11 protein-coding genes are annotated in these 12,404 nt (G+C 63.5%); 6 read left to right on the plus strand and 5 right to left on the minus strand.

The genetic code is table 11. The features are described from left to right. Positions 1-417: 417 nt before the first annotated feature. Both PCS43_RS22435 and PCS43_RS22440 read left to right on the plus strand, forming a co-directional pair. Positions 418-933 carry an OsmC family protein gene (locus tag PCS43_RS22435; RefSeq protein WP_007732784.1) on the plus strand — a complete coding sequence of 172 codons (516 nt, stop codon included), beginning with the start codon at positions 418-420 and terminating at the stop codon, positions 931-933. A 37-nt stretch (positions 934-970) separates the two neighbouring features. Continuing rightward, positions 971-2,284, plus strand: a complete 1,314-nt coding sequence (locus PCS43_RS22440) for a bifunctional o-acetylhomoserine/o-acetylserine sulfhydrylase (protein WP_003939848.1) — start codon at positions 971-973, stop codon at positions 2,282-2,284. Positions 2,285-2,349: 65 nt separating this feature from the next. On the opposite strand, the gene bphC is transcribed toward PCS43_RS22440, so the two are convergent. From bphC to PCS43_RS22460, 4 genes are all read right to left on the minus strand, one after another. Continuing rightward, positions 2,350-3,270 carry a biphenyl-2,3-diol 1,2-dioxygenase gene (gene bphC, locus PCS43_RS22445; RefSeq protein ID WP_003940493.1) on the minus strand — a complete coding sequence of 307 codons (921 nt, stop codon included), beginning with the start codon at positions 3,268-3,270 and terminating at the stop codon, positions 2,350-2,352. Positions 3,271-3,304: 34 nt separating this feature from the next. Continuing rightward, positions 3,305-4,483: an acyl-CoA dehydrogenase family protein gene (locus tag PCS43_RS22450; protein WP_125052032.1), complete on the minus strand. Its 1,179-nt coding sequence runs from the start codon at positions 4,481-4,483 to the stop codon at positions 3,305-3,307. Between the two features lie 171 nt (positions 4,484-4,654). Next, positions 4,655-5,524 (minus strand): alpha/beta fold hydrolase, encoded by an 870-nt coding sequence (locus PCS43_RS22455; protein WP_019745379.1) that lies wholly within the window; start codon positions 5,522-5,524, stop codon positions 4,655-4,657. Between the two features lie 76 nt (positions 5,525-5,600). Beyond that, the gene (locus tag PCS43_RS22460; RefSeq protein ID WP_003940451.1) at positions 5,601-6,509 is read right to left on the minus strand and encodes an IclR family transcriptional regulator; all 909 of its coding nucleotides are present in this window, start codon (positions 6,507-6,509) and stop codon (positions 5,601-5,603) included. A 138-nt stretch (positions 6,510-6,647) separates the two neighbouring features. Between PCS43_RS22460 and PCS43_RS22465 the strand changes: the two genes are divergently transcribed. From PCS43_RS22465 to PCS43_RS22475, 3 genes are all read left to right on the plus strand, one after another. After that, on the plus strand, positions 6,648-7,523 hold the full coding sequence (locus tag PCS43_RS22465; RefSeq protein WP_083056640.1) for a TIGR03619 family F420-dependent LLM class oxidoreductase: 876 nt from the start codon (positions 6,648-6,650) through the stop codon (positions 7,521-7,523). A gap of 32 nt (positions 7,524-7,555) precedes the next feature. Next, positions 7,556-8,047 (plus strand): nuclear transport factor 2 family protein, encoded by a 492-nt coding sequence (locus PCS43_RS22470; RefSeq protein WP_003939809.1) that lies wholly within the window; start codon positions 7,556-7,558, stop codon positions 8,045-8,047. Positions 8,048-8,176: 129 nt separating this feature from the next. Next, entirely contained in the window at positions 8,177-9,424 is a 1,248-nt protein-coding gene (locus PCS43_RS22475; protein ID WP_209909920.1) for an Nramp family divalent metal transporter, read from the plus strand. 56 nt (positions 9,425-9,480) lie between these two features. On the opposite strand, the gene PCS43_RS22480 is transcribed toward PCS43_RS22475, so the two are convergent. Then, entirely contained in the window at positions 9,481-11,076 is a 1,596-nt protein-coding gene (locus PCS43_RS22480; RefSeq protein ID WP_007729448.1) for an acyl-CoA synthetase, read from the minus strand. A 370-nt stretch (positions 11,077-11,446) separates the two neighbouring features. Between PCS43_RS22480 and PCS43_RS22485 the strand changes: the two genes are divergently transcribed. Then, positions 11,447-12,385: a 3-oxoacyl-ACP reductase gene (locus PCS43_RS22485; protein ID WP_007729451.1), complete on the plus strand. Its 939-nt coding sequence runs from the start codon at positions 11,447-11,449 to the stop codon at positions 12,383-12,385. Positions 12,386-12,404: the final 19 nt, after the last annotated feature.

A 12,404-nucleotide genomic window follows, 5' to 3' on the forward strand; every position in this document is an offset into this window, starting at 1 on the left:
ACCCGCTGAGCCCGACGAATCAAGCGAAACGGAGGTCGCCTGAAACACCCTCATCCACAGGTCTTGACAATATCTCCGCCAAGGACGCAGTGTTGCGCTCTCCGGACATCGCCGAAGGACTCGACGCTTTCGCCACTCGTCGGACACCCCGGTGGAGCGGACTGCCGCCCGCATGACAGACCACAATCCGAGACAGATTTCCTATACGTCTGGTCGGAAAGGGTATGAACCGGTTACAGTCTCTCCTGTGACGGGAATCGGCGCATACGAGACGGGCACGCTGCTGACGCGGCGGCGCCATGTCGACTTTGCGCATGTCTGTACATCCGGGTGTCCGATCTACTGATCGGACCTACGACGTGAGCGCCGCTCACGTCGATACTCGTATGTACACCCAGATCAGGGGACATTTCTGTCATGACCACCGCCTCCATCTCACACCTGAGTTCCGTCGTAGCAGCCAACGCCGACGCCATCGACAAAGACGCGAGCAAAGCGCACGTCGTCTTCAAGGCTTCCGCCCAGGCGCACGACGCCGTTGCCAGCACTATTTCTCTCGGTAAGTACAGCGTCGAGGTCGACGAGCCGCCGGCCCTCGGCGGCGAGAACACCGCAGCCAATCCTGTCGAGTACTACCTTGCTTCCCTGCTCTCGTGCCAGGTGGTCACCTACCGCGTCTGGGCGGACAAACTCGGTATCGCTCTCGACGACATCTCGGCCAGAGCCGAAGGTGACCTCGACGTTCGTGGATTCTTCGGCTTCGACGACGCCGTCCGTCCGGGATTCTCCGAGGTCCGCGTGGTCGTCACCCTGACCGGCCCCGAAACCCGCGAGCGCTACCTGGAACTGCAGGAAACGGTCGACGCACACTGCCCCGTACTCGATCTCACCCGCAATCCCGTCCCAGTGCATACAGTCGTCGAAACCGCCTGACCCGCACCAACCCACCTTCACCACGGAGTATGAATTCATGAGCGAGAACACCCCCGTCGATACCGATCCGACCGCCGATTGGTCGTTCGAAACCAAGCAGGTCCACGCCGGACAGGGCCCGGACAGCGCCACCAACGCTCGGGCGCTTCCGATCTACCAGACCACCAGCTACGTCTTCGACAACACCGACCATGCGGCGGCGCTCTTCGGCCTCGCCGAGCCGGGCAACATCTACACCCGCATCATGAACCCGACGCAGGACGCCGTCGAGCAGCGCATCGCCGCCCTCGAAGGCGGAGTCGCGGCTCTGCTGGTTGCGTCCGGTCAGGCCGCCGAATCCTTCGCGATCCTCAACCTCGCCGAGGCCGGGGACCACATCGTCTCAAGCCCTCGCCTGTACGGCGGCACGTACAACCTCTTCCACTACACGCTGCCCAAGCTCGGTATCACCGTCGACTTCGTCGAGGACCCGGACAACCTCGATCACTGGCGTGAGGCAATCCGTCCGAACACCAAGGCGTTCTACGGCGAAACCATCTCCAACCCCAAGAACGACGTGTTCGACATCCCCGGCATCAGCGCAGTCGCCCATGAGCACGGCATCCCACTGATCGTGGACAACACGGTCGCAACTCCGTATCTCATTCAGCCGCTGAAGCACGGCGCCGACATCGTCGTCCACTCCGCCACCAAATACCTTGGCGGACACGGCACCGCGATCGCCGGCGTCATCGTCGACGGTGGCACCTTCGACTGGACCCAGGGACGCCACACCAACTTCACGACCCCCGACCCCAGCTACCACGGCGTCACCTTCGCCGATCTCGGCGCACCCGCCTACGCCCTCAAGGCACGCGTTCAGCTTCTGCGCGACCTCGGCTCGGCCATCGCACCGTTCAACGCCTTCCTCATCTCGCAGGGTATCGAGACACTGAGCCTGCGCATCGAGCGCCACGTGTCCAACGCCCAGAAGGTCGCGGAATTCCTCGAGGGCCGCGCCGAGGTCACGTCGGTCGCGTACGCCGGACTGGAATCCTCGCCCTGGCACGAGCGCGGAAAGCAGCTGGCTCCCAAGGGAACCGGCGCCATCGTCGCGTTCGAGCTCGCCGGTGGAGTCGACGCAGGCAAGAAGTTCGTCAACGCACTGACGTTGCACAGCCACGTCGCCAACATCGGTGACGTTCGCTCACTCGTCATCCACCCCGCGTCGACGACGCACTCGCAGCTCACCCCCGAGGAGCAGCTCGCTTCGGGCGTCACCCCGGGGCTCGTCCGCCTTGCGGTCGGCATCGAAGGGATCGACGACATTCTCGCCGACCTCGAAACCGGTTTGGCCGCAGCAGCTTCCTGATCTATCGCACGAAAAAGCTCGGCCCCGATATGCCATTGGGACCGAGCTTTTTCGTTGCGTAAGAGCTAGCTCTTGGGAGTGAACGCGGCCAGCGGTTCACTCTCGGACCAGTCATGGCCCCAGTAGCTGTCGGCCGTGATTTCCTCAGCGGTGTAGAAGGCTTCGTCGACAAGCATGCCTTCGCAACCGAACTCCAGATCCCATCCACCCGGTGCGCGCACGTAGAACGACACCATCTTGTCGTTCGTGTGGCGACCCAACGTCGAGGAGATCGAGAAGCCGAGCTTGGCAACACGATCGAGAGCCTGACCGACGGCGTCGAGAGTCTCGGCTTCCATCATCAGGTGCACGAGACCGGGCTCGTCAACCGGCGGCGCCGGGCACAACGCCAGGCTGTGGTGGCGCTGGTTGACACCCATGAAGCGAACGCGGCGAGCCGGCGGCGGCGCATCGATACCGCCGAGACGGATGGAACCGCGCGGGAGGAATCCGAGCACCTCGGTGTAGAAGGTGTATGCCTCGTCGAAACGCGTAACCGGAAGCACCACATGGCCGAGGCCCTGATCGCCGGTGACGAAACGGCCGCCGTGCGGGGTGACCAACGGGCTGTGGTCGAGTACCGGTCCGAAGAAGACCTCGACTCGGTTGCCGTTGGGATCGTCGAATGCGATGACCTGCTCGGCATCGCGGTAGCTGGCGTCGACCTCGGAGAGAACCTCGACCTCGACTCCGGCCTTCTCCACTGCTTCACGAACACGCTGGAGCGCGAACTGATCTCGCACTTCCCAACCCACTGCGAGAGCCTTGTCCGTCTCACCGGGCAGGACGATCAGTCGCGCACGACGCTCGTCCAGGCGCAAGTAGAGGCCGTCGGCTTCCGGGCCACTACCGACCGCGAGGCCGAGTCCGTCGACCACGAGCTCGCGCCAGCGAGCCACGTCCTGCGTTTGGATCCTGAGATACCCCAGGCCCCTAATTTCAGTCATGCCTAACCGTCCTTGCTTCGAAAGTATTTGTGGACTAGATCATCGAGCGGTGGATACCCTGCGGTTCGCCGCCGAGCTGCGAGAGCGTCGACGCATGGAAGATGGAGCCAGGCACATGAATCGCATGTGCCAAACCGGCATGAGCATCACGCCAGAACCGCTGCATCGGCGTGCTCAACTGCAAAGCCCCACCACCGGAACGAGCAAAGATCTCGTCCACCGCACGCACCGCACGCCACGCGGCAGCAGTCTGCGTACGGCGACCGATCGCACGAAGCTCGAACGAAACTTCCTGCCCCTTCTCGGTCATGTCCCAGAAACGATCCACCGTCTCCAAGATCGCAGCCCGAGAAGCAGCGATCTCGGCCGCCGCCTCACCGATCGCGAACAGCACGTACGGATCTTCCTTGATCGGAACACCACTGACCGTCACACGCTCACGCTGCGCCGCCATGTTGCACGCCAACGCACCTTCGGCGATACCGATCAACGACGAGGTGATCCCCAACGGGAAAATGCACGAGAACGGGAACTTGTACAACGTCTCCGTACGGCCCGCTTCCTTCCACGCCGTCCCGTCGTACACCTTTCCGGCGTCGATCGTGCGGTAGGTGGGCAGGAATGCGTCCTTGACGATCAGGTCCTTCGACCCGGTTCCGCGCAGGCCCACGACATTCCAGCTGTCCTGGTCGATGTCGTAATCGGAGCGCGGCAGCAGTACGTGCAGGTGCTTCGGCGGCATCAACGGCTTACCGGACTCGTCACCGACCATCGCGCCGATCATGATCCAGTCACAGTGATCGGTACCGGACGAGAACGACCAACGACCGTTGAGGATGTACCCACCCTCGACCGGCCTCGCCACACCCATCGGCGCATACGGCGACGCCATCCACGTATCGGGATCGGTTCCCCACACCTCTTCCTGAGCCTTGCGGTCGAAGAACGCAAGCTCCCACGGATGCACACCGACGATGCCGCTGACCCAGCCCGTGGCACCGTCCATCGCGCCGATAGCCATTGCCGTCTCGGCGAATTCACGCGGATGCGCCTCGAGGCCTCCGAACTCCTTCGGCTGGAACATCCGGATGACGCCGGAGTCGCGCAAGCGCTTCGCGCTGCCGTCCGTCAAGCGCATCAGCTTGTCACCCTCGACTCCGTCGGCGCGGATCTCGTCGGCGAACTGTGAGATGTTGTCCAGAACCTGACCCATGATTTTTCCGGCTTTCTGGTTTCGCTACCCGGCGAGTGCCTGGGCAGAATGAAAATCTGTTGGTGAAACGGTGGCAGGTAGCCCACCGAAGTGCAGAAACGCTTCCCGGTGAGTGGGAGCACCCCTGTGCGCCTTTTTGGTAGTGGGGGCTACCAAAAAGGCGCACGGGCCTTACTTGCCTTCTGGACGCGTCAGAAATGCCAGAACGGACGCGACCCAGGCGTCGCGAGCTTCGATCATCGTCCAGTGTCCGCAGTTGGGGAAGATGTGAACTTCGCCGTTGGGGATGTCGCGCATCGGCAGAATCGCCATGTCCACGGGGCTGACGCGGTCATCGCGTCCCCAGGTCAACAGCGTCGGCGCCTTGATCTTGTTCAGCTGCGCCCAGTACGGCACGGCGGTCGACGCAGCGGCAGCCGCGCCCATGGCGGCCATGGCCTTGCTGCTGTACATACGACGGGCGATCTCGAGCGTCGTCGGCTCGGTGGCCAGGGCCCAACGCTCTTCGATGAGCTGCTCGGTGACGACGGCACGGTCGAAGACCATCGAATGCAACCAGCGGACCAGGGCTTCGCGGGTGGGGTTGTCGGTGAACTCCATGAGAAGTTTGATGCCTTCACCGGGCCCCGGCGAGAAGGTGTTCTTTCCCATGCCGCCGATGGTGACGAGCTTGCTCACCCGGTGCGGCTCGTCGATCGCGACCTTGGTGGCGACGATGCCGCCCATGGAGTTACCGATCATGTGGACCGGGCCGAGGCCGAGGCCGTCGAGGAACATCCCGACCGACGCCTGCGCCATCATCATCGGATGGTCGGGGCCGGGATCGCTGACGCCGAATCCGGGAAACTCGAGAACGTAGCAGTGGAAGTGCTCCGCGAAGTCCGCGAGAACGCCGCGGTAGTTACGCCAACCGGTGACGCCGGGGCCCGATCCGTGCAGCAGCAGGAGCGGCGGGCCGTCGCCGGCTTCGTGGTACCGGAGCACACCGAGATCGGTCTGCAGTTCCTTCAGAGTTCCCTCGTAGCTCAGTTCAGTCGTCATGGTCCGAACGGTGCCATCAGTACCGCTGAGCTGCTATGACTCGTCCCGATCAGCGAGACAAGTCGATCAAAATACGTCAGATCCAGTGGTCGGACGACGCTGCCAGCAGGCGATCCATCGTCTCCGCCGAGAACGTATTGGTCGGAACGGGAGGCGTTTTGCGGCCGCGGCGAGGAGCACCCAGTTCGGGGTACAGCGTCCGTGAGACCTCGCGAGCCGCGTCGACGACCAGCGGAGCAACTCGCTCGAGCTGAGCGGTCCGCATGTCACCACACAACGCGATGCTGCCGACGGGACCCTCGTGTCCGCGAATTGCCGAAGCCACACAAGCGACTCCACGCGCCGACTCCCCGCGTTCGAAGGCCAGTCCCCGACGCTGACGGATGCGGTTCAGTTCCTGGTGGAGCACAGCGACGTCGGTGATCGTGTTCTCGGTACAGCGGGGAAGAGAAGACCCGAACAGAGCGTCGACGCGCTCGGGGTCGATCCACGCCAGCATCGCCTTGCCACCAGCCGTCGAATGAGCGAGCACTCTGCCGCCGACGCGGGACGGGAGCGCCGCGGCGAATCGTCCGCCGACCTTGTCGAGATAGACGCTCTCGCGTCCGTCGAGCACCGACAGGTGAACGACCATGCCGGTCTGCAGGTGCAGTTCGTGCAGAAGCGGTGCAGCGGCTTCGCGGATCTGGCTGTGGCCGCCGTCGCCACCACCGAGGCCGAGCGCGCGACGCCCGAGGCAGTAGCCGAACGATGCGTGATCGACCCAGTCCAGCTTGACCAGCTGATCGAGAATGCGGTGGACCGTGGAGCGCGGCAACTGAGTACGGCACGCGACCTCTTCCAGCGTCAGCCGCGCGGCGCGGCCGTCGAAGGCGTCGAGAATCAGTGTCATCCGCTCGACCATCGACGGCGGCAGATCCTTCTTGGGTTGCCCACCGGCAGTCTGGACGGTGGACAGTGTGTCGTTCATGTCAACAATGGTCATGGACGCCTCCCGAAAACTGGAATTGATTCTACCGACTATAACCCAGGTCACAGTTTCTGGAAAGTGAATCGATCTTTTCGATCCCGATCAGCGGTAATTCACCTGCCACCGGGCGAGTGGGGACGCTATAAACGCCCGATGCACCTGGGAATCGTCACACCGGTCCTGATTCAGCACCCGAGCACGCGCTCGGAGTGGGAGGCAAGTGCTGACATCGGCGAGATCGCCACAGTGGCCGCCACGGCGGATCGACTCGGTTTCCATCATCTGACCTGCAGTGAACACGTGGCGGTCCCCGAGGAGATTGCCGCCGAGCGCGGCGGAACCTACTGGGATCCGCTCGCCACCCTTGGTTTTCTCGCCGCGCGTACATCACGAATCCTGCTGGCGACCCAGGTGCTGGTGTTGGGCTACCACCACCCCCTCGAGATCGCCAAGCGTTACGGAACGCTTGATCGCGTCAGCAATGGACGCCTGATACTCGGCCTCGGGGTGGGGACTCTGAAACAAGAATTCGATCTCATAAATGCTCCATTTGCCGACCGAGGAGCGCGCGCTGACGATGCCTTGGCCGCACTTCGGGCATCACTGTCGACGCCGACTCCGGAGTATCACGGCGAGTTCTACGACTACTCCGGATTTGTCGTCGAACCCCACGCCGTCCAGAAACGGGTGCCGCTGTGGATCGGCGGCCGGACCAAGAGATCGCTGCGCCGGGCCACCACACACGGCGACGGGTGGGTGCCGTTCGGGCTGCGATTCTCCGAACTGAAGGAAATGCTCGACGCCACGACGCTCCCCGACGGATTCGACGTGGTGCTTCCCGCCGGTGCGCCGCTCGATCCTCTCGGCAATCGCGAATCCACCCTTCGCGCCTTGACTCGCGTCCGTGACGCCGGGGCGACCATCGCCAGCTGCTCGGTCGGCGCTCGAAGCGTCGAGCACTACTGCGAACAACTCGAAGAACTTCACCGAATCGCCCTCACCGAGGGCTTCTCTTTCACCACTTCCTGATTCCCCGACAATCCAATGCAAAGGACGTACCGATGACCGACTCGACCGCCCTGATCGAATCCCTGCTCGCCCGAGTGGAATTGCTCGAGGACAAGCTCGCGATCACCGAACTGCTGACCACATACAGCCCTGCCGTCGACAGCGGATCAGCCGACGAGGTCGCGAACCTGTGGCTCGAGGACGGCGTCTACGACGTCGATACCGGTGCGATGCACGGCCGCGGCGAACTGCGCGCGATGGTTCACAGCGCCTCACACCAGAACTGGATCATGAACGGCGCGGCCCACATGATGACACCCGCGCACATCCGCATCGACGGCAACAAGGCCGTCGCGACCTGCCATTCGCAGTTGGTCATCAAAGACCCCGAGAACCCGACGGGATTCAAGGTCCTCCGCATCACCGCGAACCGCTGGGAACTGATCAAGACGGACGGCGAGTGGAAGGTCGAACTGCGTACCAACGCCCTCCTCGACGGCCGACCCGAGGCTCGCGCTCTCCTGGCTGCCGGCGTGACGGCCTAACCGGCCTGTGCGCGGTTAGGGACCCTCTGCGGTCGCTAACCGCGCACAGCTGTTGAAAGTTCGGCTCCCCGAACTCTATAGTTCACTTATTCGAACCAACAGGTCCGAGTACGTGTGACCAGGAGACCGATGAGCACCAGTACGCAAGAGCCGACGACTCCGCGCCGACGACCCACGGGGAGATCCATCGCCCTGCTCGGTCCGGCGTTCGTCGCGGCAATCGCGTACGTCGATCCGGGCAACGTCGCCGCCAACCTCACCGCCGGCGCCAAGTACGGCTACCTCCTCATCTGGGTACTCGTACTCGCCAACGCGATGGCCGTCCTCGTGCAGTATCTGTCCGCGAAACTCGGTCTCGTCTCCGGCAGATCCCTGCCCGAAATGCTGGGTCAGCGCCTGCGTAAGAACAACCGCCGCGCCTTCTGGCTCCAGGCCGAGATGATGGCGATCGCGACCGACGGCGCCGAAGTCATCGGCGGCGCCATCGCACTCAACCTGCTCTTCAACATCCCGCTCTTCCTCGGCGGGCTGATCACCGGATGCGTGTCGATGGTGATCCTGACGATCCAAAGTCGGCGCGGACAGCGCACTTTCGAGTTCGTGGTGATGGGATTGCTGGCCATCATCACCATCGGCTTCCTGACCGGGCTCGCCTTCACCGACGTCTCCGGCAGCGAAGCGGTCGCCGGACTGGTCCCCCGCTTCGAAGGAACCGAGACCGTACTGCTCGCCGCCAGCATGCTCGGAGCAACGGTCATGCCGCACGCGATCTACCTTCACTCCGCATTGGCACGTGATCGCCACGGCCACATCAAACCCGGCCCACGGTTGCAGCGATTACTCAAAGTCACCCGTTGGGATGTCGTCGTCGCGTTGATCATCGCCGGTGGCGTGAACATCGGCATGCTGCTGCTGGCCGCTTCGGCGCTGCGCGGAGTACCCGGCACCGACACCATCGACGGCGCGCATGCCGCGATCGAGAATTCGCTCGGCCCGGGCGTAGCCGTGGTGTTCGCGATCGGCCTCCTCGCCTCCGGACTCGCGTCGACCTCCGTGGGATGCGCGGCCGGCGCCGAGATCATGCATGGCCTTCTGGCCATTCGGATTCCGGTGATCACACGCCGGATCGTCACGCTCGTCCCGGCGCTGATCGTGCTCGGACTCGGCGTCGACCCGACGCTGGCGCTCGTGCTCAGCCAAGTGGTCTTGAGCCTGTGCATCCCCTTCGCGATCATCCCACTGGTGCGAATGACCTCGGACCCCGAACTCATGGGCGACGCTCGCAATGCCCCGCTCACGACCGTCGCGGCGTGGATTGCGGCGGGCTTGATCGTTGCACTCAACGTCGCTCTGCTGGTTCTGACGGTGACAGGCTAGAGCACCGGAGCCACCCAACGCGTCCCTCACAAACGCGCTGGACGGCTCCGGCCGGACTAGGAGACTTGCTCGGCGAGAGTGGCCTTGGCCCAGCGATAGTCGGCCTTTCCGCTGGGAGAACGCCTGATCGACGGAACGTTCATGACGGTGCGCGGCACTTTGTACCGAGCGACCTGCGACGCGCAATGCTCACCGATCTCGGCAGCGTCCGGGACGTCGAAGCCTTCGCGGGTCGTGATGACCGCAGCGACGCGCTCACCGAACTTCGCATCCGGAATTCCCGCGACCAAAGCGTCGAGCACCGCCGGGTGACTCTTGAGCGCCTGCTCGACCTCTTCCGGATACACCTTCTCCCCGCCGGTGTTGATGCACTGAGAACCACGTCCCAGCAGGACGATCGAGCCGTCGGCTTCCACGCGTCCGACGTCGCCGAGCACCGACATCCGCACCCCGTCGATCACCGGGAACGTAGCCGCGGTCTTGACCGGATCATTGAAGTAGCCGACCGGCACGTGACCGCTGCGAGCGATGTAGCCGGTCTCGGGCGATCCCGGCTCCAGCGGCCGCATCCTTTCGTCCACGACGCGGGTCTCGTCGCGAGCGGCGATGCGCATCAGGCCGTCTTCGCCGATCTCCAGATTGCCGTCGACGCCCGACTCCGAGGAGCCGAATCCGTCGCGGATCACCAGGTTCGGAAGCATCGACTTGAGCTGCTCCCGCAGTGAGAGCGAGAACAAGGCTCCGCCGGACGAGACCATTCCGACCGTGCTGAGGTCGTAATCTGCTGCGTTTGCTGCCAATTCGTCTGCGAGCGGACGTGCCATCGCGTCTCCGACGACGGTGATGGAGACGGCCTTCTCACTTCCGGCGAGCTGCAGCGTCGCCTTCGCGTCGAACCGCGCCATGAGAATTGCGTTGGCGCCCATGAAGAATCCGGTGAACAGCGAGTACGACGCCGCACCGTGCATCAGGGGTGCGGTACTGAGCATGTTCATCGCGGGAACGTTCGGCACCGCGGCGAACAGAGCCTCAGCGGTCGTATGCGGCGGACCGAACGGATTTCCGCCGGTGAGCGCCGCGAAGTAGAAGTCTTCATGACGCCACATGACACCCTTGGGCATCCCCGTCGTGCCGCCGGTGTAGATGACGAAGAGGTCGTCGTTGCTGCGGGGCGCGAAGTCACGAGTAGCGGGCTGCTCCGCGGCAGCGTCGGCGTATCCAACGACGTCGACACCTTCGATATCGCGGACCACGGACTTGCCGACGACAACGACGTGTTTGATGCCGGGCGCGGCCGGGAGAACCGTCTCCACGACGGAAACGAACTCCTCGTCCACGATCAGTGCCACCGACTGCGAATCGTTGTACAGATAGGTCAGTTCGGCGTCGACGTAGCGATAGTTGACGTTGATCGGGACCGCACGAATCTTGAGGCAGCCGAGCAAACTCTCGACGAACTCGATGCTGTTGCGCATGTGCAGAGCAACGTGATCGCCGGGCCCGACACCGACGCTCGCCAGGTGGCGGGCGATGCGATTCGAGCCCTCGTCCAGCTCGACGTAGGTGCGACGACGACCATCGCACACGAGCGCCGTGCGGTCCGGAATCAGATCCGAGATGCCCTCGTACAGATCTGCCAAATTCAGTGACACTGCTGGTGCCTTCCTTGATGTCCGGCCCGGTGAATTCGGGGCCGACCGTACTGCGTTTTCGGTGGGAACTATCCGACCCTGGAGCCGACGAATGCGGCCGAGACCTGAGCGGATCGGTGGTGACGCAAACGCGTACGCGGTGGGATCGCCGCGTCGCCCCAAGGTGGCATGCAGCGCTCGTGACCCAGATCACCGCTCCCGCTGAGTGAGACTCCTCCTCAGTCGGCCAAACTTCTGTTCAAAACTAGAACTAATTCTGATTTCGCTCGAATGATTTTTTCGGAACCGACTACCGAACTCTCGACTTCAAATTAGAATGAATACTAATTCTGCAAGACGTACCCGACCGCCCGGATCGAAGGAGCACGACATGACGCAATCACTGAGCTTGGAAGGCAAAGTTGCCGCCGTCACCGGCGCCGGCGCCGGCCTGGGTCGCGCCGAAGCACTCGGACTCGCGGCTGCCGGTGCAGCCGTCATCGTCAACGACATGGGTGCAGCGGCCAACGACGTGGTCGACGAGATCAAGGCCGCAGGTGGACAGGCACTCGCCATCACCGGCGACGTCTCCGACTGGTCGCTCGGCGGGCGCATCATCGAAGAGGCTGTCAAGAACTTCGGATCCTTCGACATCCTCGTCAACAATGCAGGCATCCTGCGCGACAAGATGATCTTCAACCTGACCGAATCCGATTGGGACGACGTCATCCGTGTGCACCTCAAGGGCCACGCCGCCACCTCGCACGCAGCCGCAGTCCACTGGCGCGCAGCCAGCAAGGCAGCCGACGCACCGGTCTACGGCCGCATCATCAACACCTCTTCCGAGGCCTTCCTCTTCGGCAGCGCCGGACAGCCCAACTACTCGGCAGCCAAGGCCGGCATCACCGCTCTGACGCTCTCGAGCGCAGCAGGTCTCTCCCGCTACGGCGTCCGCACCAACGCGATCTGCCCCCGCGCGCGCACCGCCATGACGGCAGAAGCCTTCGGCGAGAACAACACCGGCGTCGTCGGCCTCGATCCGCTTGCACCCGAGCGCGTCGCGACCCTGGTCAGCTACCTCGCATCCCCCGATTCCGACGAGATCAACGGACAGGTCTTCGTCGTCTACGGCAAGATGGTGGCGTTGATGGAAGCACCCAAGGTCGAGAACCGTTTCGACGCAGCCGGATCCGCGTTCACCGTCGAAGAGCTCGGTGGCCAGCTCTCGTCTTACTTCTCCGGCCGTGGGCCGTACGAGACCTACGCCGCCTACAGCATCGCCGGCCTCGAAAAGATTGCACTTGCAGTCGACGAGACCGCAACAGTTTGAGCAGCACTTACGAAGAGGA

The sequence above is a fragment of the Rhodococcus sp. C-2 genome (assembly GCF_027854095.1).
GTDB classification, from domain to species: Bacteria; Actinomycetota; Actinomycetes; order Mycobacteriales; family Mycobacteriaceae; genus Rhodococcus_F; species Rhodococcus_F qingshengii.